The sequence below is a fragment of the Mycobacterium intracellulare ATCC 13950 genome (genome assembly GCF_000277125.1).
Classification (GTDB): domain Bacteria; phylum Actinomycetota; class Actinomycetes; order Mycobacteriales; family Mycobacteriaceae; genus Mycobacterium; species Mycobacterium intracellulare.
This window is the reverse complement of record NC_016946.1, coordinates 2,855,767-2,878,388: the sequence shown is the minus strand read 5'-3', so window position 1 is coordinate 2,878,388 and position 22,622 is coordinate 2,855,767. Positions and strand designations below refer to the sequence as shown.

17 protein-coding genes, 1 pseudogene and 1 riboswitch are annotated in these 22,622 nt (G+C 68.1%); of the genes and pseudogenes, 17 read left to right on the top strand and 1 reads right to left on the bottom strand.

The annotated features are described in order from the left end of the window. Positions 1-30: 30 nt before the first annotated feature. Positions 31-1,194 carry a cytochrome P450 gene (locus OCU_RS38340; RefSeq protein ID WP_014380203.1) on the bottom strand — a complete coding sequence of 388 codons (1,164 nt, stop codon included), beginning with the start codon at positions 1,192-1,194 and terminating at the stop codon, positions 31-33. Positions 1,195-1,384: 190 nt separating this feature from the next. Here OCU_RS38340 and OCU_RS38335 point away from each other — a divergent pair, with 190 nt between their 5' ends. The 17 genes and pseudogenes from OCU_RS38335 (at position 1,385) to OCU_RS38250 (ending at position 22,587) form a co-directional block, all read left to right on the top strand. Next, on the top strand, positions 1,385-1,579 hold the full coding sequence (locus OCU_RS38335) for a ferredoxin (protein ID WP_009954154.1): 195 nt from the start codon (positions 1,385-1,387) through the stop codon (positions 1,577-1,579). Positions 1,580-2,068: 489 nt separating this feature from the next. Further along, positions 2,069-3,280: a PPE family protein gene (locus OCU_RS38330; protein ID WP_014380201.1), complete on the top strand. Its 1,212-nt coding sequence runs from the start codon at positions 2,069-2,071 to the stop codon at positions 3,278-3,280. 49 nt (positions 3,281-3,329) lie between these two features. Continuing rightward, a pseudogene (locus OCU_RS38325) lies at positions 3,330-3,491 on the top strand (PE family protein); the annotation flags it as partial. 7 nt (positions 3,492-3,498) lie between these two features. After that, positions 3,499-4,692, top strand: coding sequence for a PPE family protein (locus OCU_RS38320; RefSeq protein ID WP_014380199.1), 1,194 nt, complete (start codon positions 3,499-3,501; stop codon positions 4,690-4,692). A 497-nt stretch (positions 4,693-5,189) separates the two neighbouring features. Then, a complete protein-coding gene (locus OCU_RS38315) occupies positions 5,190-6,443 on the top strand; it encodes a PPE family protein (RefSeq protein ID WP_009957370.1) in 1,254 nt (417 codons plus the stop codon). Positions 6,444-6,775: 332 nt separating this feature from the next. Then, entirely contained in the window at positions 6,776-7,987 is a 1,212-nt protein-coding gene (locus OCU_RS38305) for a PPE family protein (protein ID WP_014380196.1), read from the top strand. Between the two features lie 332 nt (positions 7,988-8,319). Continuing rightward, the gene (locus OCU_RS38300) at positions 8,320-8,619 is read left to right on the top strand and encodes a PE family protein (RefSeq protein ID WP_008257045.1); all 300 of its coding nucleotides are present in this window, start codon (positions 8,320-8,322) and stop codon (positions 8,617-8,619) included. A gap of 318 nt (positions 8,620-8,937) precedes the next feature. Next, positions 8,938-9,234: a WXG100 family type VII secretion target gene (locus tag OCU_RS38295; RefSeq protein ID WP_003874404.1), complete on the top strand. Its 297-nt coding sequence runs from the start codon at positions 8,938-8,940 to the stop codon at positions 9,232-9,234. Between the two features lie 41 nt (positions 9,235-9,275). Then, complete coding sequence (locus tag OCU_RS38290; protein WP_008254256.1) at positions 9,276-9,560, top strand: WXG100 family type VII secretion target; 285 nt, start codon at positions 9,276-9,278, stop codon at positions 9,558-9,560. Positions 9,561-9,667: 107 nt separating this feature from the next. Next, entirely contained in the window at positions 9,668-10,570 is a 903-nt protein-coding gene (locus tag OCU_RS38285; protein WP_008257042.1) for an ESX secretion-associated protein EspG, read from the top strand. A 267-nt stretch (positions 10,571-10,837) separates the two neighbouring features. Next, positions 10,838-12,349, top strand: coding sequence for a type VII secretion integral membrane protein EccD (gene eccD, locus OCU_RS38280; RefSeq protein ID WP_008257040.1), 1,512 nt, complete (start codon positions 10,838-10,840; stop codon positions 12,347-12,349). Further along, entirely contained in the window at positions 12,327-14,150 is a 1,824-nt protein-coding gene (locus tag OCU_RS38275) for a type VII secretion-associated serine protease mycosin (RefSeq protein WP_008257037.1), read from the top strand. Before eccD ends, OCU_RS38275 begins: the two co-directional genes overlap by 23 nt. A gap of 19 nt (positions 14,151-14,169) precedes the next feature. Next, positions 14,170-15,369, top strand: coding sequence for a type VII secretion protein EccE (gene eccE, locus OCU_RS38270; protein ID WP_014380194.1), 1,200 nt, complete (start codon positions 14,170-14,172; stop codon positions 15,367-15,369). Continuing rightward, positions 15,366-17,195, top strand: a complete 1,830-nt coding sequence (gene eccA5, locus OCU_RS38265; RefSeq protein WP_008257033.1) for a type VII secretion system ESX-5 AAA family ATPase EccA5 — start codon at positions 15,366-15,368, stop codon at positions 17,193-17,195. Before eccE ends, eccA5 begins: the two co-directional genes overlap by 4 nt. A gap of 84 nt (positions 17,196-17,279) precedes the next feature. Beyond that, positions 17,280-17,454: riboswitch (M-box (ykoK) riboswitch) on the top strand. Between the two features lie 437 nt (positions 17,455-17,891). Next, a complete protein-coding gene (locus OCU_RS38260) occupies positions 17,892-19,061 on the top strand; it encodes a PPE family protein (RefSeq protein WP_009954992.1) in 1,170 nt (389 codons plus the stop codon). A gap of 795 nt (positions 19,062-19,856) precedes the next feature. After that, positions 19,857-21,116: a PPE family protein gene (locus OCU_RS38255; RefSeq protein WP_014380190.1), complete on the top strand. Its 1,260-nt coding sequence runs from the start codon at positions 19,857-19,859 to the stop codon at positions 21,114-21,116. A gap of 67 nt (positions 21,117-21,183) precedes the next feature. Continuing rightward, positions 21,184-22,587 (top strand): PPE family protein, encoded by a 1,404-nt coding sequence (locus tag OCU_RS38250; RefSeq protein ID WP_014380189.1) that lies wholly within the window; start codon positions 21,184-21,186, stop codon positions 22,585-22,587. Positions 22,588-22,622 lie beyond the last annotated feature (35 nt).

The window sequence follows — 22,622 nt, the reverse complement described above, 5'->3', positions numbered from 1 at the left end:
CGCCGGGGCGGCCCGGGAAATACCCCGGGCTCAGCCCCAGCGCAGCGGCAGCTCCTTGAGCGCGAAACTCTTTGACGGGTAATTGATCACGGGGGAGTAGTCCGCGGGCAGCTCGAAATCCGGGATCTGGTTGAGCCACTCCGCGACGATCACCGTCAGCTCGATGCGCGCCAGGTGCGAGCCCAGGCACCGGTGCGGACCGCCGCCAAAACCCCAGTGCCGGTGGACTTTCCCGTCCATGTTGAGCTCGTTGGTGGACATCGGGTCGCTGTCGTCGCGGTTGACGGCCGCCATGCACAGCCGCACCGAGGTGCCCGGCGGCAACGTCATGCCGCCGACTTCGACGAACTCGGTGGTGATCCGGGGCGCCACCGGCGCCGACGGTTCCAGCCGGACGATCTCTTCGATGAAAACCCTGATCTGCTTGGGGTTGTCGCGAAGCTCCGCGCGCAGCTGCGGCCGCCGCGCCAGTTCGAAGAGCGAGAATCCGATCGCCGCGGTGACGGTGTCCAGGCCGGCGAGGATCAACAGGTGGCTCATGCCGAGCAGCTCGATGTCACTGAAGTCGCCGCCGCCGGTCATCACCTGCGACAACATGTCCGAGCCCGGGTTTTGCCGGCGCTGCGCGATGGCGTCGACCAGGTATTGCAGCAGCTGCTGGCCCTTCGCCATATCGGCCTGGGTGAGGAACGGCTTGTCGGCGATGACGGAATCTTTCCAATCGATCAGGCGATCGCGATCCTCGAGGGGCAGGCCGTAGAGGTCCAGGAACACCTGAAACGGGTACAGGCTCGCGAGATCCGCCATCACCTCGCACTTGCCGCGACCGGCCAGCGCGCCGATCATGTCGCGGGCGTGGCGCTCCAACGCGGGACGGGACTTGCTCAGCGCGTGCGGGCTGAAATACGGCTGCAGGATCTTGCGGTAGCGGGTGTGTTGCGGTGGGTCAAAAGCCAGCGGCAGCACCGGCAGCGGGTGGCCGGGGGGCTGCAGCACCGTCGAGGAGAAGACCTTGGGGTTGCGCAGCGCGGCCAGCACGTCTTCGCGGCGGGTGAGGTAGTAGTGGCCGTTCATGAACACCACCGGCCCCGCGTCGCGCAGCGTCTTCCACCCCAGCCCGCGGTCGGCGCTCATCGGCAACTTGTCGACATCCAGCCGGGGTAAGTGGAACGAGCCGTATTGGCCGTCGCTCATGCCGGCACCAACATCTGGGGGCGCATCAATATTGCATGGGGGGCAAAGGAACACGGATCCGAACAGCCGGGCCCATTCGAGCCATTCGGCGCCCGTCCTTGATGGCGAACATCCTCGATACTTTACCGACCGACTAATCTGGGTATCGGACCGTGAAGCGCCGTATCGGGCCGCCTAGGGAGGAAACTTCGTGAGGGTTCGCCTGGAGCAGTCGAAATGCGTGGGCCACGCCCAGTGTTACGCCGTCGACCCCGACCTTTTTCCCATTGACGAGTCCGGCTATTCGATTCTTCAGGAGCGCGACGTCCGGCCCGAAGACGAGCAGGTGACTCGCGATGGCGTCGCATCCTGCCCCGAGATGGCGCTGATCCTCGACGAGGACTGACGGCGCAACGACGCCGCCGGACGGCCGCGGTACCGCGCCGTGCAAGCAAACGGTGAATGAACAAACCGTTGCCCTATATGAACTGCTGCCGACCGGGAATGAACAGTGGTTGGCCATTGATAAACAGCGGCCTTTGCGTGTCGGCGTTTGCCCCATAACGAACTAATCTCAGTGCCGGGCGGCAGTTCGGAGGCATGGAGCTGTCGCCCGGTTGCTGAAAACGGGATTGGCCGAGGCAGAAGGTGCATGTCGTTTTTGACCAGAAGTCCGAGAAGCGTGGTGGCAGATCACCTTTCCGGACGCAGCCCCTTGGTCAGCATGCACCGGCCCGCCCGGCCGGCCGAGTCGCGGACCGAACGGCCGCTGACGGGCTCCCGCGGACGCAGCCATCGACCGGTGGGGTCGTTTACAGAGCCGTGATTACCGCCACCACTGATTCCCATGTGACAGCCGAAATCGCCTGCGGGCTCGGCCGACTGAGGAGGATAGGTGCTTGACTTCGGTGCGTTACCGCCCGAAATCAATTCAGGTCGCATGTATGCGGGTCCGGGCTCGGGGCCGATGATGGCCGCGGCCGCCGCGTGGGACGAGATCGCGGCGGAGGTGGGCGTGGCGGCCAACGGGTACAACTCGGTGGTCACGGAGCTCATCAGTGGGCCATGGGTGGGGCCGGCGTCGATCTCGATGATCTCGGCGATCACCCCGTTCATCAGCTGGCTCAGCGCGGTGGCCGCGCAGGCCGAAGAAGCCGCCAGTCAGGGCCGGGTGGCCGCGGCGGCGTTCGAGGCGGCGTTTGCGATGACGGTGCCGCCGCCGGTGATCGCGGCCAATCGGGTGTTGCTGGCGAATCTGATCGCGACGAACTTCTTCGGGCAGAACACCCCGGCGATCGCGGCCACCGAGGCGCAGTACATGGAGATGTGGGCCCAGGACGCCGTGGCGATGTACGGCTACGCCGCATCGTCGGCGATGGCCTCGGAGTTGGCCCCGTTCGCGCCGCCGCCGAAAACCTCGACTCCGGACGCATCAAGCAAGCAGGCCGCCGCGGTGGCGAAGGCCGTCGCCGAACCGGCGGGCAACACCGCACAAAACACGTCACAGGTGGCCTCGCCACAAGCGTTGTCGCTGAATGCGTCTCAAGCCACGCAGGCGCCGACGACCGCAACGAATGCGGCGTCTACCGGGACCACGACCTCACTCAAGAACATCTTTGGCGACCCGACCTTCAACGACACGATCTTCAAACGCACCACGGGTCTGGCGTACTTCTCTAACGGTATGGGGCAGTTCGCGTCGTCGATCGCCCAGCAGCTGACCTTTGGTCCCGGTGGTAGTACGGCGGGTGCCGGCGGTGCGTGGTTCCCCACGCCCCAGTTCGCAAACTTGGGATTGGGCAACCTAGGTGGCGGAGCGGGCCACCTGAGCGGGGTTACCGCGAGCGCCGGGCAGGCCGCCCGGATCGGGACGTTGTCGGTGCCCCAGCATTGGGCGACGCTCACCTCGGCGGTCAACCCGGCGACGGTGCCCGACCTGGAGGCCACCCCCGTGCAGGCCGCGGCGACGGGAACCACCGGACCGGCCAACGGGCTGTTGCGTGGCATGCCCGCCGGGGCACTGGGACGCCGGGGCGCCGCCGCCGGCTACGTCAATAAATACGGATTCCGCTACAGCGTGCTGACACGCCCACCCTCGGCCGGATGACACCCATGGATACCTCGACAGACGGAGGCGATGCCCCATGACCCACCTCATCCCGGAGGTGACTGCGGCGCAGGCCGCTGCGCACGCACGGATATATCAGGCCGTCAGCGTTGCGCCGGCGGCCATCCACGAAACGTTCGTCAACACCCTGAGCACCGGCTCCGGGTCGTACGCGGTGACTGAGGCGGCCAACGCGGCCGCAACGGGTTAAGGAGTCAATGATGTTGGATTACGGGGCTTTTCCGCCGGAGTTCAATTCGGCGCGGATTTATTCGGGTCCGGGGTCGGGTTCGTTGGTGTCTGCGGCGTCGGCGTGGAGTGCGTTGGCGGCGGAGTTGAATTCTGCCGCGCTCAGTTATGAGCAGGTGGTGACCTCGCTGAGCAGTGAGGAGTGGTTGGGTACGGCCTCGGCGATGATGGCCCAGGCGGTGGAGCCTTATATCGCGTGGATGACGTCGGCGGCTGCGCAGGCTGAGGAGGCGGCTACGCAGGCGCGGGCGGCGGCGGCGGCTTATGAGGCGGCGTTGTCGTCGTCGGTGCCGCCACCGCTGGTTGCGTCTAACCGCATGCAATCCAAGCTGTTACAGGCAACCAACGTGTTGGGACAAAACACCCCGCTGATCGCCCAACTGGAGGCCCAGTACGGCGAGTACTGGGCCCAGGATGCCGGAGCAATGTACAGCTATGCGGGCCAGTCATCCTCGGCGACCAAGCAGACGCCCTTTAAGGAGCCACCAAAGATCACCAACGAGTCCGGGACGGCCAACCAGACTGCTGCGGTCACCAACGCGACGAGCAACTCGACTGCGACCGACACGTCAAAAATCTTGCAGACGATGGCGGCACCCGGGTCGAGCGGGACCAACCAGCCCACAGCCGGGACGACCCCGACCGCGACCGCTCCCAGCTCGGGCGGAAGCGGGAGCGGGAGCGTGAGTGACCTCGTCAGCGCCTACAACCCCTTCGCCAGCCTCTTCTATAACACTGAGGGTTTGCCGTATTTCAGCATTGGTATGGGGAACAACTTTGTGCAGATTTCCAAGTCGTTGGGGTTGATTGGTAGTGCGGCCCCGGCGGCGGCCAAGGCCTTGCCCGCGTTGGGGGGTTTGGGCGGGATGCTCGGTGGTGGTGCGGCCGCGGCGCATCCGGTGGCGGCGTTGGGCAGTGCGGCCTCGATCGGGGGCAAGTTGTCGGTGCCGGTGGCCTGGTCGGGGGCGCCGGCGGCGGCGCCGGCGCTCGGGCATGCGGTCCCGGTCAGCACCATCAGCGCGGCTCCCGAGGCCGCCGGCGGGCCCGGAAACCTGCTCGGGGGCATGCCGTTGGCCGGTGCCGGCGCCGGCGGGCACGGTGTGGCCGGCCCCAAATACGGCTTCCGACCCACCGTCATGGCCCGACCACCCTTCGCCGGATAGCCTCCCAAGCCCAGCGACACCGGCGCGTTCGAAAACACGCCCTGCCCCGAAAGCACCTGCGGCAGGGCGTGTTTCGCCGCGTCCGCACCAATCCCACCGGCCCTCGCTAGGGAGTTGTCGGCCCGCCGGTGGGCGTCGCGACCGTCGTCGCGGCGGCGAACCTCGCATCCGCTTTATCTGCGGCCGGATTTTTTGTCCCGCGGCGGGGGTTTCCGCGCCGCGGCGACACCTCGAATCGTCCCGCCCTGGCGAGTGCTGACGCGATATTCCCGCAGGTAACCGCCAGCCGCGGCGGCGCGCGCCCCGGGACGGCCGGGCGTCGGCGCGCGCACGCAGAACCGCTGGGGCTGGTTGTCGCCGCAGCTGCGGCCGGGCGAGGAACCGGCGAGGGGGCGGTGCGCCCATTTAGCCTTCCCAAGCAAGCAACTGCCCAATGTCATCGACTCGAGACCAGGTACGAGGGGATACATGTCGTTCGAGCCCGGCGCCTCATAGCCATGGACTTCGGGGCGTTTCCGCCGGAGATCAATTCCGGTCTCATGTACGCGGGCCCGGGCTCGGGGTCGATGATGGCCGCGGCCGCGGCCTGGGATGGGCTCGGCGCCGAGTTGGGCACGGCCGCAAGCGGTTACGCCTCGGTGATCTCGGAACTGACCCACGCCCTGTGGGTGGGTCCGGCATCGGCGTCGATGTTGTCGGCGGTCATGCCGTATGTGAACTGGCTGGGTGTCCTGGCCGCGCAGGCCGAGGAGACGGCCGGCCAGGCTCGCGCCGCCGCGGCGGCGTTCGAGGCGGCGTTTGCGATGACGGTGCCGCCGCCGGTGATCGCGGCCAACCGGGTGTTGCTGGCGAACCTGGTGGCGACGAACTTCCTCGGGCAGAACACGCCCGCGATCGCGGCCACCGAGGCGCAGTACATGGAGATGTGGGCCCAGGACGCCGGGGCGATGTACGGCTACGCCGGTTCGTCGCTGGCCGCCTCGGAGTTGGTCCCGTTCACGGCGCCGCCCAACACCACGGCCCCGGACGCGACCGGCGACCAGGCCGCCGCGGTGGCGAAGGCCGTCGCCGAACCGGCGGGCAACACCGCACAAACCACCTCGCAGCTGGCATCGCCACACGCGTTGTCGCTCAGCGCAACTCAGGCCGCGCAGACGCCGGCGGCGGTCACCAACTCCTCGGAATCGGGGTTGCTCACCAGCACGCTGCAGAACTTGCTGCAGTCCGGGCTCCCGACCCCGACCAACAACTGGCTGGGCCTGACCCCCACGATCTACGACACGATCCTGAAGCGGACGACGGGTCTGGCGTACTTCTCGAACGGTATTGCGAGCTTCTGCACGTCGATCGCGCAGCAGTTGACGTTTGGTCCCGGTGGTAGCACGGCGGGTGCCGGTGGTGCGTGGTTCCCCACACCGCAGTTCGCGAGCCTGGGCCTGGGCAACCTCGGTGGCGGGCTGGGCCATGCGAGCGGTGGGGTCGCCGCGGGTGCCGGGCAGGCCGCGCGGGTCGGGGCGTTGTCGGTGCCCCAGCATTGGGCGACGCTGACCTCGGCCGTCAGCCCGGCGACGGTGTCGGAGATGGAGGCCACGCCGGTGCAGGCCGCCGCGACGGGCACTTCCGGGCCGGCCAACGGTCTGCTGCGGGGCATGCCCGCGGGGGCGCTGGGTCGCCGTGGCGCCGCCGCGGGCTATGTCAACAAATACGGCTTCCGCTACAGCGTGCTGACACGCCCACCCTCGGCCGGATAAGCGGCGGAATTCGGCGATGCACACCCTCACCTTTAGCCGCGCCCGGATTTTATCCCCGGCCCCGATACCGGCGCCCCGGGCCACCACGACATCGCGCCGCCCCTACCCGAGCGGGCGACCCCTCGGCTCCGGCCGTTTGCGCAGTTCCGGATCGTTATCCGGGCCGACGCCCGCGCGGTCGGTCGGCGCGCCGCGGCCGGTGGCGCCGCCCGCCCGGGCGGCCGACCGTGACGCCGCCCGCCGGGCGAACGCGGCGAGGCCGGTCACCAGCGCATTAACGTCGTTCGCAACTCGACGCATCGATCCGCAGATCACAGGTTAAGGGGCTATTCGTGCTGGACTATGGGGCTTTTCCGCCGGAGTTCAATTCGGCGCGGATTTATTCGGGTCCGGGGTCGGGTTCGTTGGTGTCTGCGGCGTCGGCGTGGAGTGCGTTGGCGGCGGAGTTGAATTCGGCGGCGCTTTCTTACGAGAAGGTGGTGACCGCGTTGAGTAGTGAGGAGTGGTTGGGGGCGGCCTCGGCGACGATGGCGCAGGCGGTGCAGCCGTATATCGCGTGGATGACGTCGGCGGCGGCGCAGGCTGAGGAGGCGGCCACGCAGGCGCGGGCGGCGGCGGCGGCTTATGAGGCGGCGTTGTCGGCGTCGGTGCCGCCGCCGTTGGTGGCGTCGAATCGGATGCAGGTCAGCCAGTTGCAGGCGACGAATGTGTTGGGGCAGAACACGCCGTTGATCGCGCAGTTGGAGGCTCAGTATGGGGAGTATTGGGCGCAAGATGCCGGGGCGATGTATGGGTATGCGGGTCAGTCGTCGGCGGCGACCAAGCAGACGCCGTTTCAGAAGGCTCCCGAGATCACCAATGCGTCGGGGCAGGCCACTCAGAGCGCGGCGGTGACCAAGGCGACCACGGATTCCACGGCGACCAACACCTCCAAGGTGTTGCAGTCGATGGCCCAACCCGCCAGCAAGGCCACCGCCAACGCGACCGCGCAGGCGACGACCGCCACCGACCCGTTGACCGAGCTCTGGTTCCTGCTGACCGGGCAGACCACCTTCCCCACCAACCTCGGCACGCTGGTCAACGGCTACACCCCGTTCGCGGGCCTCTTCTATAACACTGAGGGTTTGCCGTATTTCAGCATTGGTATGGGGAACAACTTTGTGCAGATTTCCAAGTCGTTGGGGTTGATCGGTAGTGCGGCCCCGGCGGCGGCCAAGGCCTTGCCCGCGTTGGGGGGTTTAGGCGGGATGCTCGGTGGTGGTGCGGCCGCGGCGCATCCGGTGGCGGCGTTGGGCAGCGCGGCCTCGATCGGGGGCAAGTTGTCGGTGCCGGTGGCCTGGTCGGGGGCGCCGGCGGCGGCGCCGGCGCTCGGGCATGCGATCCCGGTCAGCACCATCAGCGCGGCTCCCGAGGCCGCCGGCGGGCCCGGAAACCTGCTCGGGGGCATGCCGTTGGCCGGTGCCGGCGCCGGCGGGCACGGCGTGGCCGGCCCCAAATACGGCTTCCGACCCACCGTCATGGCCCGACCACCCTTCGCGGGCTGAGCCGCGGCCATAGGTGATCGACCAGCTGAAAAGGACGAAAGGAGGTTCGAGGGACGCGCTATCGGCAAAGACCATCGCGCCCGCCGGTGCGACGAGTTCGTCGCCGTCGGGGGCCACCAGCAACTTTTTCGACCCGGGACAGATGCCGTTTGTTCCGGCTGTCGAGCGAAGGGCTGCGGTCGAGGTCAGACGCTGTTACTGTGTCGTTAACGAAAGTGAATTCGCAGTACCACCACGTGAACAATTGCAAACACGCTGCGTCCACCCCGGCCTCAGGGGTCGCAGTCATCTACTCTCGCAGAGTCGGGGAATGAACTAGGAGGGAAACAAATATGTCGTTCGTGACCACACAGCCGGAGGCTTTGGCCGCGGCGGCCGGGAATCTGCAGGCTATCGGGTCGACCTTGAGCGCCCAGAACGCAGCCGCTGCAGCCCCAACGACGGGGGTGGTACCCGCCGCTGCCGACGAGGTGTCGGCCCTGACCGCGGCTCAGTTCGCCGCGCACGCGCAGATGTACCAGGCGGTGAGCGCCCAGGCCCAGGCCATTCACGAGGCGTTCGTCAACACCCTGTCCACCAGCTCCGGTTCGTACGCTGCGACCGAGGCAGCCAACGCGGCCGCCGCCGGCTGATTCGTATCGGCGGTTCGGGCTTGGGGCAGATTGTCACCGACGTGGGTTCCAACGTAGCCGCCCATCGGGGGCCGAGCGCGGGGCCGCAGGAATGGTCCCGCGCAGCATCCCCCACAGCAACACGCACTCCGTCAACTCAAACGCCGCGGTTCGGGTCTGACGTCCGTCTCACCGTGACAACGCCCGGTGGCCGCCGGCTGACGGAAAGGGGGGGTTATTTCTATCTGTTCGGCACGGCGGTTGCGTAATCCGTAAACGATCCGGCCACCGTCTTAAAGCACATCACCCATTCATTACCTAAATAAGGAGACAGCCGACATGGCAACACGTTTCATGACCGACCCGCACGAGATGCGGGCGATGGCGGGCCGTTTCGAGGTCCACGCCCAGACCGTCGAGGACGAGGCTCGCAAGATGTGGGCGTCGTCGATGAACATCGCGGGCGCGGGCTGGAGCGGCCAGGCGCAGGCCACGTCGTATGACACCATGGGCCAGGTCAACCAGGCCTTCCGCAACATCGTCAACATGCTCCACGGGGTGCGCGACGGGCTGATCCGCGACGCGAACAACTACGAGCAGCAAGAGCAGGCCTCGCAGCAGATCCTCAGCAGCTAGCCCAGAACTGCTGCTGCCCAACACTTTTAAGGAGCCATGTAATGAGCATTAACTACCAGTTCGGCGACGTAGACGCCCACGGCGCCCTGATCCGCGCCCAGGCCGCGTCCTTGGAGGCCGAGCACCAGGCCATCATTCGCGATGTGCTTGCTGCCGGCGACTTTTGGGGCGGTGCCGGTTCGGTCGCGTGCCAGGAGTTCATCACCCAGTTGGGTCGCAACTTCCAGGTGATCTACGAGCAGGCCAACTCCCACGGACAGAAGGTTCAGTCCGCGGGCAACAACATGGCCAGCACCGACAGCGCCGTCGGGTCCAGCTGGGCCTGACGCCTCGACCACAGGCGCGGCAGCACACCACCCGTCGGTGTGCTGCCGCGTCCTGCGGTTACCGTGCAGTGTGAGCTTGACCTACCCAGGGACCAGTTGAGGATTTGATGGACCAACAGAGCACCCGCACCGACATCACCGTCAACGTCGACGGCTTCTGGATGCTCCAGGCGCTGCTGGACATTCGCCACGTCGCCCCGGAGTTGCGGTGCCGGCCCTACGTTTCCACCGACTCGAACGACTGGCTCAACGAGCATCCCGGAATGGCGGTGATGCGCGAGCAGGGCATCGTCGAGAACGACGAGGTCAACGAGCACGTGGCCGCCCGGATGAAGGTGCTCGCCGCGCCCGACCTCGAGGTCGTCGCGCTGCTGTCGCGGGGCAAGCTGGCCTACGGCGTCCTCGACGACGAGAACCAGCCCCCGGGCTCGCGCGACATCCCCGACAACGAGTTTCGGGTGGTCCTGGCGCGTCGCGGCCAGCACTGGGTCTCGGCGGTTCGGGTCGGCGGCGAGATCACCGTCGACGACGTCGCCGTCGCGGACAGCGCCTCGATCGCGTCGCTGGTGATCGACGCGCTGGAGTCCATCCACCACGCCGAGCCCGCCGCGATCAACGCGGTCAACGTGCCGCTGGAGGAGATGCTGGAAGCGACGAAGTCCTGGCAGGAGTCGGGTTTCAACGTGTTCTCCGGCGGAGACCTGCGCCGGATGGGCATCAGCGCCGCCACCGTCGCCGCGCTGGGCCAGGCGTTGTCGGACCCCGCCGCCGAGGTCGCGGTGTACGCCCGCCAGTACCAGGACGACGCCAAGGGGCCCAGCGCGTCCGTGCTGTCGCTGAAAGACGGCTCCGGCGGCCGCATCGCGCTCTACCAGCAAGCCCGGACCGCGGGTTCGGGGGAGGCGTGGCTCGCCATCTGCCCGGCAACCCCGCAGCTGGTGCAGGTCGGCGTCAAAACCGTGCTCGACACCCTTCCCTACGGCGAGTGGAAAACTCACAGCAGGGTGTGACCTTCGCGCGAAACACAGATTTCATCAATGTGGTCGCACTCAACATGCGGTTGAGCTGCGAACACGGCATACTTCTGTCAAGGCATCAGCAAACTGAAAACCGGTGTCAACCACAACTCTTAATCGCAAGGCGAGGCAGATGGAATTCCAATTAGTAGGAATGCGCTGCGCGGGGGATCGCAGCACCTCGGCGAGAACACCGGCGCCGGCCGGCACGCGAACGGCGGCACGGGCTCACACATTCATCACGGTAGGGAGTGCAAGGCGATGACTGCGGTCGTTGAAGTACCACAGCCTGATGTAGAGGGCATCTCACAGCCCCAGGCGGTCGTCGTCGGCGTGATGGCCGGCACGGGCGTCCAGATCGGCGTCCTGCTGGACGCGAACGCCCCCGTCTCGGTGATGACCGACCCGTTGCTGAAGGTCGTCAACAGCCGGCTCCGCGAGCTCGGCGAGGCCCCGCTGGAGGCCACCGGCCGCGGCCGGTGGGCCTTGTGCCTGGTGGACGGCTCGCCGCTGCGGGCGACCCAATCGCTGAGCGAGCAGGACGTCTACGACGGCGACCGGTTGTGGATCCGGTTCATCCCGGACACCGAGCACCGCTCGCAGGTCATCGAGCACATCTCCACCGCGGTCGCGGCGAACCTCAGCAAGCGCTTCGCCGCCATCGACCCGGTGGTTGCCGTGCAGGTCGGTGCGTCGATGGTGGCCATCGGGGTGACGGCCGCGACCGGTTTGCTGGGCTGGTGGCGCTGGCACCACAACTCGTGGCTGCCGACCGTCTACGCGGGCGTGATCGGCGCGCTGATGCTGGGCGTTTCGCTGTTGCTGTTGATGCGGGCCACCACGCTGCAGGAGCGGCGCGTCGCCGACACCATGCTGTTGAGCAGCCTCGCGCCGGTGTCGGTGGCAGCGGCGGCCGCGCCGCCCGGCGGTGTGGGGTCACCCCACGCGGTGTTGGGCTTCGGCGTGCTCACCATCGCCGCGATCCTCGCGCTGCGTTTCACCGGGCGTCGGCTGTCGATCTACACCGCGATCGTCACCGTCAGCTCGATCGCGGCGGTGGCCGCGTTGGCGCGGATGGTGGCCATGACCAGCGCCGTGACGCTGCTGACCTGCGTCGTGCTGGTGTCGGTTCTGATCTACCAGAGCGCACCGGCGATCTCACGACGGCTGGCCGGCATCCGCCTGCCCGTCTTCCCGTCGGCCACCAGCCGATGGGTGTTCGAGGCACGGCCCGACCTGCCCACCACCGTGGTGCGCAACGACGGAGGCCCCCCCGTTCTGGAGGGACCCGCCTCGGTCCGCGACGTCCTGACGCAGGCCGAACGCGCCCGCTCCTTCCTGTCGGGTTTGCTGATCGGGCTCGGCGTGCTGATGGTCGTCTCGCTGACCGCCCTGTCGGACCCGCACACCGGGCAGCGCTGGCTGCCGGTCCTGCTGGCGGGCTTCAGCGCGGGATTCCTGTTGCTGCGCGGCCGCTCGTACGTCGACCGCTGGCAGGCGATCACCCTGGCCGGAACCGGCGTGCTGATCGTCGGTGCCGTCGTGGTGCGGTACGCGCTCGTGTTGCAGTCTTCGCTTGCGGTCTCGATCTGCGCGGCGATTCTGGTTCTGGTGCCGGCGGCGGGGCTGACGTCCGCGGCCGTGGTGCCGAACACGGTCTACAGCCCGCTATTCCGCAAATTCGTGGAATGGATTGAATACCTCTGCCTGATGCCGATTTTCCCGCTGGCATTGTGGTTGATGAATGTCTATGCAGCAATCCGCTATCGCTGACCGCAAAGTGTGGCGTGGCCGCGCGACCGCCGCGACCGTCGCCGCCGCCCTGCTCGCCTCGGGCGCGTTGGCGAATCTGCCGCCCGCCTATGCGATTTCGCCTCCGACGATCGACGCGGCGGCGGTGCCGCCGGACGGCCCACCCGGGCCGGGCGCGCCCATGAAGCAGAACTCGTACTGCACCGAGGTGGGCGTGCTGCCCGGGACCGACTTTCGGCTGCAGCCCAAATACATGGACATGCTGAACCTGCAGGAGGCGTGGCAGTTCGGTCGCGGCGCCGGCCAGAAGGTGGCCGTCATCGACACCGGCGTCACGCCGCATCCGCGGTTTCCGCACCTGATCCCGGGTGGCGACTACATCATGTCCGGCGACGGGCTGTCCGACTGCGACGCGCACGGCACCCTCGTGGCGTCGATGATCGGCGCGGCGCCGGCCAACGGCGCCGGGGTACCGCCGGCGGCACCGCGCAAGCCGGTCACCATTCCGACCACGGAGCCGCCGCCGAAAGCGCCGCCGCCGCAGACGGTGACCCTGTCGCCGCTGCCCCAGACCGTGACGATGGTGCCCCCGCCGCCCCAGGAGCAGCCTGCTCCAGGCCCCTTCGGGGCGCCCCCGCCGCCACCGGCGCCGCCGCAGCCCGGCGGACCGCCCCCCGGGCCGCCGCAAGGTGGGCAGGCCCCGGCGGGCAACCACGGAACCGGCACGGTGACCATCCCCGGCTACTCCGGTGGCGGGCACGTGGTCACGGTCGACAATCCGCGCCCGCTCGACCCGCCGCCGCCGGCACCGCCGCCACCCGCACCCACCAAGGGCGGACCGGACGCATTCAGCGGGATCGCGCCGGACGTCGACATCATCGCGATCCGGCAGTCCAGCCAGGCCTTCGGCCTCAAGGACGCCTACACCGGCGATGAGGATCCGCAGACGTCGGCCAAGATCGACAACGTCCAGACGATGGCGCGGGCGATCGTGCATGCCGCCAACATGGGTGCGTCGGTCATCAACATCTCCGACGTGACATGCATGAGCGCGCGCAACGTCATCGACCAGCGCTCGCTGGGCGCCGCGGTCCGCTACGCGGCGGTCGACAAGAACGTCGTCATCGTGGCCGCGGCCGGCGATACCAGCAAAAAGGACTGCAAGCAGAACCCGCCTCATGATCCGTTGCAGCCCAACGATCCTCGCAACTGGAATGCCGTCACCACCGTCGTGACGCCGTCCTGGTTCAGCGACTACGTCCTGACCGTCGGCGCCGTCGACGAAGAAGGGCGCCCGCTGAGCCAGGGCAATCAGGGCCAGGCGTCGACGAGCGTGGCCGGGCCGTGGGTGGGCATCGCCGCGCCCGGGACGGACGTCGTCGGGCTGTCGCCGCGGGACGACGGGCTCATCAACGCGATCGACGGACCGGACAACACGCTGCTGGTTCCGTCGGGCACCAGCTTCTCCGCGGCGATCGTGTCGGGGGTGGCGGCGCTGGTGCGCGCCAAATTCCCGCAGCTGTCGGCGTATCAGGTCATCAACCGGCTGACGCGCACCGCCCGCGCGCCCGCGCGCGGGGTGGACAACCAGGTCGGCCACGGGGTCGTGGACCCGGTCGCGGCGCTGACCTGGGACGTGCCCGACGGTCCGGTGAAGCCGCCGCAGCAGCTGTCGGCGCCGCTGACCGTTCCGAAACCCGCCCCGCCGCGGGATATGGTGCCAGTATGGGTTGCCGCCGGAGGATTGTTCGTGGCGCTGCTCATCGGCGGCGGAGTGTTCGGCACGGCGATGCTGATGAAGCGATCACGGAAACAGCAATAGGGGCGGAGCAGCAGCACTCATGAAGGCACAGCGCAGGTTCGGGTTGTCTTTGTCGTGGTCGCGGCTGACCACGGTGTTCCTGGTCGACGTCGTGATCATGGCGGTGGCCAGCCACTGCCCGGAGTCCTGGCAGGGCACCTACCGCATCGCGTTCTGGGTGGGGGTGGGTCTGGCCGTGCTGGTCGCGCTGCTGTCGCTGGTCACCTACCACGGCCTGACGGTGACGTCGGGGATTGCGACCTGGCTGTGGGACTGGTCCGCCGACCCGGGCTCCGCGCTGGCCGCCGGCTGCACCCCGGCCATCGATCACCAACGCAGATTCGGCCGCGACAAGGTCGGCGTGCGCGAGTACCAGGGCCAGCTCGTCACGGTGATCGCAGTCAACGGCGGCGAGGACGACCCGGCGTCGCGCCACCGCCACCGGTCGTCCCGGCCCACCTTGCTGGTGCAGGCCGTCGCCTCGGGGCTGCGCCAATTCGACATCCACCTCGACGACATCGACATCGTGTCGGTGAAGGTGCGCCGGGGCGGGAATGCCGCCGAGTTGTCCAAGCTCGACGACTGGGGCCCCGAGGAATGGGAGGTGGCGAACGATCAGCCCACCTCCTACGTGCGCAGGACCTGGCTGGTGCTGCGGATGAACCCGCAGCGCAACGTGGCCGCCGTGGCGGCCCGCGATTCGCTGGCGTCGACCCTGGTGGCGGCCACCGAACGGCTCGCCCAAGATCTCGACGGGCTGACCTGTGCGGCAAGGCCGTTGACCGCCGAGGAGCTCGCCGAAGTCGACCGCGCGGTGCTCGCCGACCTGGAGCCGACGTGGAGCCGTCCGGGATGGCGCCGCCTCAAGCACTTCAACGGGTTCGTGACGAGCCTGTGGCTGACGCCGTCGGACATCACCACCGACAAGCTCGAGGAGCTTTGGGAGGACGACACTTTCGCCACCGTGCTGACCATCCGGCTCACGTCCCGCGGCGGCCGTCCGCAGGTGTCGGCGTGGGTGCGTTATCACACCGAGAAGCGGCTGCGCCGAAACGTGTCGTCGGGGCTGAACCGCCTCACCGGTCGTCAGCTGGCCGCGGTGCGGGCCAGCCTGCCCGCCCCGACGGCCCGCCCGCTGCTATCCGTGCCGAGCCGTCCATTGCGCGCCGACGACGATGAGCTCTCGCTGTCCGTCGACCAGCTGCGAGGGAGCTCGGCGGGCGTACCTGTAGCGCAATGACGAGGCCCCAATCAACCGCCGAAGGCGCCCGTAACGCGATGGTCGCCGGCCTGTTGGCGTCGGGCGTGTCGGTCAACGGGCTGCAACCCAGCCACAACCCGCAGGTCGCGTCGCAGATGTTCACCACGGCGACCAACCTGGACCCGTCGATGTGCGACGCCTGGCTGGCGCGGATGCTGGCGGGGGAGCAGAGCCTCGACGTGCTCGCCGGTGCCTGGTCGTCGATCCGGACGTTCGGGTGGGAGACCCGCCGCCTCGGGGTCACCGAGTTGCAGTTCCGCCCGGAGGTCTCCGACGGGCTGTTCCTGCGGCTGGCGGTGACCAGCGTGGAGTCGCTGGCGTGCGCTTACGCGGCTGTGCTTGCCGAGGCCAAACACTATGCGGAAGCGGCGAAGCTGCTCGACGGCGTCGAACCCCGCCAGGCCTTCGACGAGGAGCTGGTCAGCTACGTGCGCGGCGTGCTGTACTTCCGCACCGGGCGGTGGCCGGACGTGCTCAACCAATTCTCCGAGGGCAAGGGGTGGCGTCAGCCCGAGCTGAAGGCCGCGGGGGCGGCGATGGCCACCACCGCCCTGGCCTCGCTCGGCGTGTTCGAAGAGGCGTTGCGCCGCGGCCAGGACGCCATCGAAGGCGACCGGGTACCGGGCGCGGCCAACATCGCGCTGTACACGCAGGGCATGTGCCTGCGCCACCTGGGCCGCGAGGACGAGGCCGTCGAGCTGCTGCGGCGCGTCTATTCGCGTGATCCCAAGTTCACCCCCGCGCGCGAAGCGCTGGACAACCCGAACTATCGCCTGATCCTGACCGACCCCGAGACGATCGAGGCCCGCACCGACCCCTGGGACCCCGACAGCGCGCCCACCCGCGCTGAGGCGGAGGCCGCCCGTCACGCCGAGGAGGCCGCGAAGTACCTGGCCGAGGGCGATGCCGAGCTCAACGCCATGCTGGGCATGGAGCGGGCCAAGCGGGAGATCAAGCTGATCAAGTCGACGACGAAGGTGAACCTGGCGCGCGCCAAGATGGGCCTGCCGGTGCCGGTGACGTCGCGCCACACCTTGCTGCTCGGTCCGCCGGGAACCGGAAAGACCTCGGTGGCAAGGGCTTTCAGCAAGCAGCTGTGTGGGTTGACGGTGCTGCGCAAACCGGTGGTGGTCGAGACCAGCCGCACCAAGCTGCTGGGCCGGTACATGGCCGACGCGGAGAAGAACACCGAGGAGATGCTCGAGGGCGCCCTGGGCGGCGCGGTGTTCTTCGACGAGATGCACACCCTGCACGAAAAGGGCTACCAGCAGGGCGACCCCTACGGCAACGCGATCATCAACACGTTGCTGCTGTACATGGAGAACCACCGCGACGAGCTGGTCGTCTTCGGGGCCGGCTACGCCAAGGCCATGGACAAGATGCTCGAAGTGAATCAGGGTCTGCGGCGGCGCTTTTCGACGGTGATCGAGTTCTTCAGCTACACCCCGGACGAACTGGTCGCGCTGACCCGGTTGATGGGCCAGGAAAACGAAGACGTCATCACCGATGAATCGGCGCAGGCCCTCCTGCCGTCCTACACCAAGTTCTATCTCGACGAAACGTATTCGGAAGACGGCGATCTCATCCGCGGCATCGACACGCTGGGCAATGCCGGTTTCGTGCGCAACGTGGTGGAAAAGGCCCGCGATCACCGCAGTTTCCGCCTGGATGACGAGGACCTGGATGCGGTCCTGGCCAGCGACGTGACCGAATTCAGCGAGCGCCAACTGCTGCGGTTCAAGGAGCTGACCCGCGAGGATCTCGCCGAGGGCCTGAACGCGGCGGTCGCCGAGAAGGCGAACTAACCGGCCAGGCGGCTACGTGCTGGTACGCGGTTGTGTTGCACGTCAATTTGACTCGGCGTAGCCCGAGTGCCACCATGGCCTGTGCAAGCACCTCGCTAGGTGAGGCGTCTGCACGGACATAGGCCACTGACCTCGAACGTCGAGAGACGCCCAGGGTCAGGACAGCTCCTCCCGGATTAAGGGTTGAGCCCAAGTGGCTTCCGGCTCTGGTGACCGGATACGCCGTGTGGTGCCGAAGCTCTGACGAGAGGGGTGCGCGCCCAACGATTCTCGCGTTGGGTGCCTATCCCCGCGTGCAACGTATGGCATCCCCGTATGCCCTGGCCGCGAGGAGGTGAGAGCGGAATGAGTCCCGGTGATAGTCCGTATCCCAGATCGATGACCATTTCGTTGCGATCCGACCCCGGCCACGTTTCGTAGCCTGAATCGGCTCCTTCCACATATTCTCGCGCACGCCAACGCATTACGCGTGCGTGCGCGAGTGTGCGCGGAATTAGCCTGATTCGGGCGAACCACGGCTGAGTTCGGTCTCTGCTGTGAGGAGAACTCCGATGTCGTTTCCCATGTCGTGTTGCCACGCGGTGACTGAGTTATCAGCGCTGGCCTCAACACAATTCAGCGTCGACGCCACGCGCCGCACGTCGAGGGCGCGGGCGCTGGCCGACACGATCGCGGCCGGCTAGGGGAGGGCCCGAAATGTTCGTGGACTTCGCAACGCTCCCACCCGAAATCAACTCCGCGCGTATGTATGCCGGGCCCGGGTCGGGCCCGATGCTGGTTGCCGCGTCGGCGTGGAACGGGTTGGCCGCGGAATTGCGTTCGGCCGCACTGTCGTACGGGTCGGCGCTCTCTTCGCTGACCAGCGAGGAATGGCACGGCCCGGCATCGGCGGCGATGGTCGCGGCCGCGACGCCGTACGTGGCGTGGATGAGCACGACCGCCACCCAAGCCGAGCAGGCCGCGACCCAGGCCGAGGCCGCCGCCGCGGCCTACGAGGCCGCGTTCGCGGCCACCGTGCCACCGCCGGCGATCGCCGCCAACCGCGCACAGCTCGCGACGCTGATCGCCACCAACGTGCTGGGCCAGAACACGCCCGCCATCGCGGCTACCGAGGCGCAGTACGGCGAGATGTGGGCCCAGGACGCGGCAACCATGTACGGCTACGCCGGCTCCTCGGCCGCCGCCACTCGCCTGCCCATGTTCACCGATCCCACGCAAACCACCAGCCAGGACGGCCAAGCCCGCCAGGCCGCCGCGGTCGCCCAGGCGACCGGCACCTCCGCGGGAAACCAGCAGGCGACCGTGTCGCAGCTGAACACCGCCGTGCCCAACGCGCTGCAGACCCTGTCGTCGCCGACGGAATCGTCGACCGGATCGACGTCCGGCCTGTCGTCGATCCTGGACCCGAACAGCAATTTCTGGAACACGATCACGTCGACCGGCGCGCTCGACCCGGCGCAGGTGGTGCAGACCGTGACGAGTTCGACGCTGATCGGCGCCAGCACCAGCGCCCTCAACGACCTGGCGAGCGGCGCGCCGGTGGCGACCGGCATCGGAACAAGCGCCCAGTCACTGTCGGGGTTGGCGGGCGTGGGCAATGCCGGCGCGTCGGTCTCGGCGGGACTGGGCCGCGCGTCCCTGGTCGGCCCGCTGTCGGTGCCGCCGAGCTGGGCCCCGCCCGCTCCGGTCGCCAGTCCGTTGCCGTCGGCGCTGGGCGGCACCCCGATGGTGGCCCCGCCCCCGGCGATGGCGGCCGGCATGCCCGGCATGCCGTTCAGCCCGATGGGCAACCACGGACTCGGACGCGCCGTCCCGCAGTACGGATTCCGGCCGAACTTCGTGGTGCGCCCGCCCGCCGCCGGGTAGGTCTCCGGCACGCGCGCCCTTGGCTTTGGCCGAAAACCGTTACCGCCCGGATCTTTACAACGGCACATGGAAAAATTCGCTGTGCCGATCGCACCGCCACCATGCTTCGAGAGGTCTGTGTCACGCCCGAAAGCCGCTGCGCCCTATGGGAATTCGTCCCACAGGAAATTGTCAGTGGCCCACCAGCGCCACGGCAGGCTGGCCGCGTCTAGTGGTATGAACAGACCGTACGACACAGCGTGACCACACCCGCCAGTTCGGCGATGACGACGCCGTCGGCTCGAACTGGGGCTTAATCGCATTTCGCGAAAATGGCGCGGATTCGCGCCTTTGGCGATTCCGAAAGCGAAAACTCATCGTCGATAAAGAAAGTTTTTTGGTGTCCGCATCGCGTCGCAATGCGGACACCTTCGAAGCAATACATCAGCACGCCCACCCTGCCCGACGGGCGCATACCGGGTGATTTGCGCCACTAATCGAAAGGATCTCATGCGCCGTTCTCACACCGGTCCCGAAGGCCGCGACATCGATGTTTTACACGGCTTTACCTGGCGGGAACGCCGCCTGAATACCAACGGTGCAACATCTTCATTGCGATAGCAGCGTGGCTTGACTACTCATTCGTCCGCCTTTTATGGCACCGGTTTGCAGCTAGGAGAGTAGGGCTTGCTGTCTTCCAACCCACGGAATGTTCGCCCGCATTCGAAGGCTTGTTTCGTGAATTCCCTTCCAGGCGCGAATTTGTCGAGCCCGCGATGCCGCGCTCGGCGTGGCCGAGACTCGAGGAGGTCCTGAATGCTGGACTTCGGCGCGTACCCGCCGGAATACAACTCGGGCCGAATGTATGTCGGCGCGGGATCGGGCCCGCTGCTGGCCGCCGCCGCGGCCTGGGACGAGCTGGCCGCGGAATTGCAGACGACGGGGGCGTCGTACAGCTCGACCATCGAGACGCTCGCGACGGGCCCCTGGACGGGCCCCTCGTCGCTGGCGATGGCGGCCGCTGCCGCCCCGTACGTCGCCTGGATGCACGCCACCGGGGCGCAGGCCGAGGAGGCCGGCGCGCGGGCCAAGCTCGCCGCCGGCGCCTACGAGGCGGCGTTCGCGGCCACCGTGCCGCCGCCGGTGATCGCGGCCAACCGCGCCCTGCTCGCCACGCTGGTCGCCACCAACATCCTGGGCCAGAACACCCCGGCGATCGCCGCGACCGAGGCCCACTACATGGAGATGTGGGCGCAGGACGCCGCCGCCATGTACGGCTATGCGGCGTCCTCGGCGAGCGCGTCGGCGCTGACCCCGTTCGCACCGCCCCCGCGCACCACCAACGATTCGGCCGGGCCCGCCCAAGCCGCCGCGGTCGCCCAGAGTGGCGGGCAGTCCGGCTCCAACACCGCCACCCAGCTGTCGCAGCTGAGCGGCACGCTGCAGCCTGCGGCGCAATCCGTGGCGAACGCCGGCTCGTCGGGAACGTCGTCCGCCGAACTGACGACGCCCAGTTTCATCACCAACTGGAACGAGTTCTGGTCGGTGGTGACCGGGGTGTACTCGCCGCAGTCGTGGACCACCATCCCCGGCGGCCCGTTCCTGTCGTTCGGCCAGGCGTACGCCTGGGGACAGAACGGGCAGGGTGCGGCCGCCTATCTGGCTGGGCCGAAAGCCATCTCGGGCGCGTTGGCCCCGCTCACCAGTGGCGCCAACGCCGTCAAGCCCATGCTCAGCTCCGCGATCGGGGCGGGGCAGGTCTCGGGGTCGATGGGCAAAGCCGCTCTGGTCGGCGGCATGTCGGTCCCGCAGGGCTGGACGGAAGCCGCCCCGGCGATACGGACGCTCGCCCAGGGGTTGCCGACGAACTTGGCGGCGGCGCCGGCCGCGTTGGCCGGCGAGGAGGGCGTGTTCAGCCAGATGGCCCTGTCGAGCTTGGCCGGACGCGCCGTGGCGGCCGCCGCAACCCGTCCGGTCGGCGGCGCCGCGACGGCGATGGGAGCGCTGGGCGGTGTTGCCGCGGAAGCCGATCCGGCCGCAGCCACCATCATCGTGATCCCCTGCATCGAGGAATGACCGCGATGACCAAACCGCATGGCCGCCAGTCGCTTTCGCTCGAATGTCGAGGCAGGGGGTAGCAGGGTTGTTTTACGGAGCCTTTCCGCCGGAGTTCAATTCGGGCCGGATGTACAGCGGTCCGGGCGCCGGATCGCTGGTGGCAGCGGCGACGGCCTGGCAGAGCCTGGCCACCGAATTGCAGTCCACCGCGACGTCCTATGCGGCGACGATCTCGAGCCTGACCGCCGGGCCCTGGGCGGGTCCGTCATCGTTGGCCATGGCGTCCGCGGCGGCCCCGTACGTGGCCTGGATGCAGCAAACCGCCGCCGCCGCCGCACAATCCGCGACCCAGGCCACCGAGGCGGCGGCCGCCTACGAGACGGCCTTCGCCGCCCATGTGCCGCCGGCGGTGATCGCCGAAAACCGGGCGCTGCTGGCGCAATTGGTGGCGACGAACCTCTTCGGGCAGAACACGTCCGCGATCGCGGTGAACGAGGCCCAATACGGCGAGTTCTGGGCGCAGGACGCCACGGCGATGGACACCTATTTCGCCTCCTCGGCGACCGCTTCCAACAAATTGACGGAGTTCGGCCCGGCGCCCCAGACCACCAACGCGGCGGCCGAACCGATGCAAGCGGCCGCGGTGACGTCGGCCGCCAGCACCCCCGCCGCCAACGTGGCGAATGCCGCGGCGACGGCGGCGACCACCACGCTGCCCTACAGCGGGCCCTTCTCCGGCGCGGCGAACCTGGCGTACCTCTACCAGACGTTCATGACCAATCTCTTCAACACCGTCCCGGGCGGGGCGAGCTTCTACACCGCGATGTACAACGCCGTGAAGGTGCCGCTGGGCCTGACCACCCAGTTCAACGACGTCGGCCTGTTGGTCAACTTTCCGTTGTCGCAGTGGCTCAAATTCGCCCCTCCCATCGCGTACGGTGCGTTGCCCAAGGACGCGCTCGGCGCGGGGCTCGGCGCGTTGGGCTTCGGTCGGGGCACGCTGTACAGCGCGATCAACCCCATCGCCGGCATGGGCAATGCCGGCACCCTGGTGGGCAAGCTCTCGATCCCGCCCAGCTGGGCCACGGCCACGCCGTCGGTCAGGACCGTCGCCGCCGCACTGTCGGCCGCCGGGACCGAGGCCGTACCGGCAGCGGCGCTGGGCGAGGGAAGCCTGTTCAGTTCGATGGGCCTGGCCGGGATGCTGGGCAGCGGGCTGGGCTCTGGGGCGCCCACCGTGGTCCGCGGCGGGGTGCGCAACCGGATGGCCGCGATCAAGGACCTCAAGGACAAGCAATCGCCCGAACAGCTGAAACGCCTTGTCGCACAGATCTCGGAGAAGCCCGAAAGCGTGCAGCACCACAACGTCGATCAGGAAAACCTCGACGCGCTGCTCGAGCAGCTGGCCAAGAAGCCCGGCATCCACGCGGTGCATCTGAAGAAGGGGGACAAGTCCAAGGTCCTACCGACGGACGCCCAGTTGGGTTAGGGGACAAGGCAATCGGTGTTCACGCCGCGACCGCG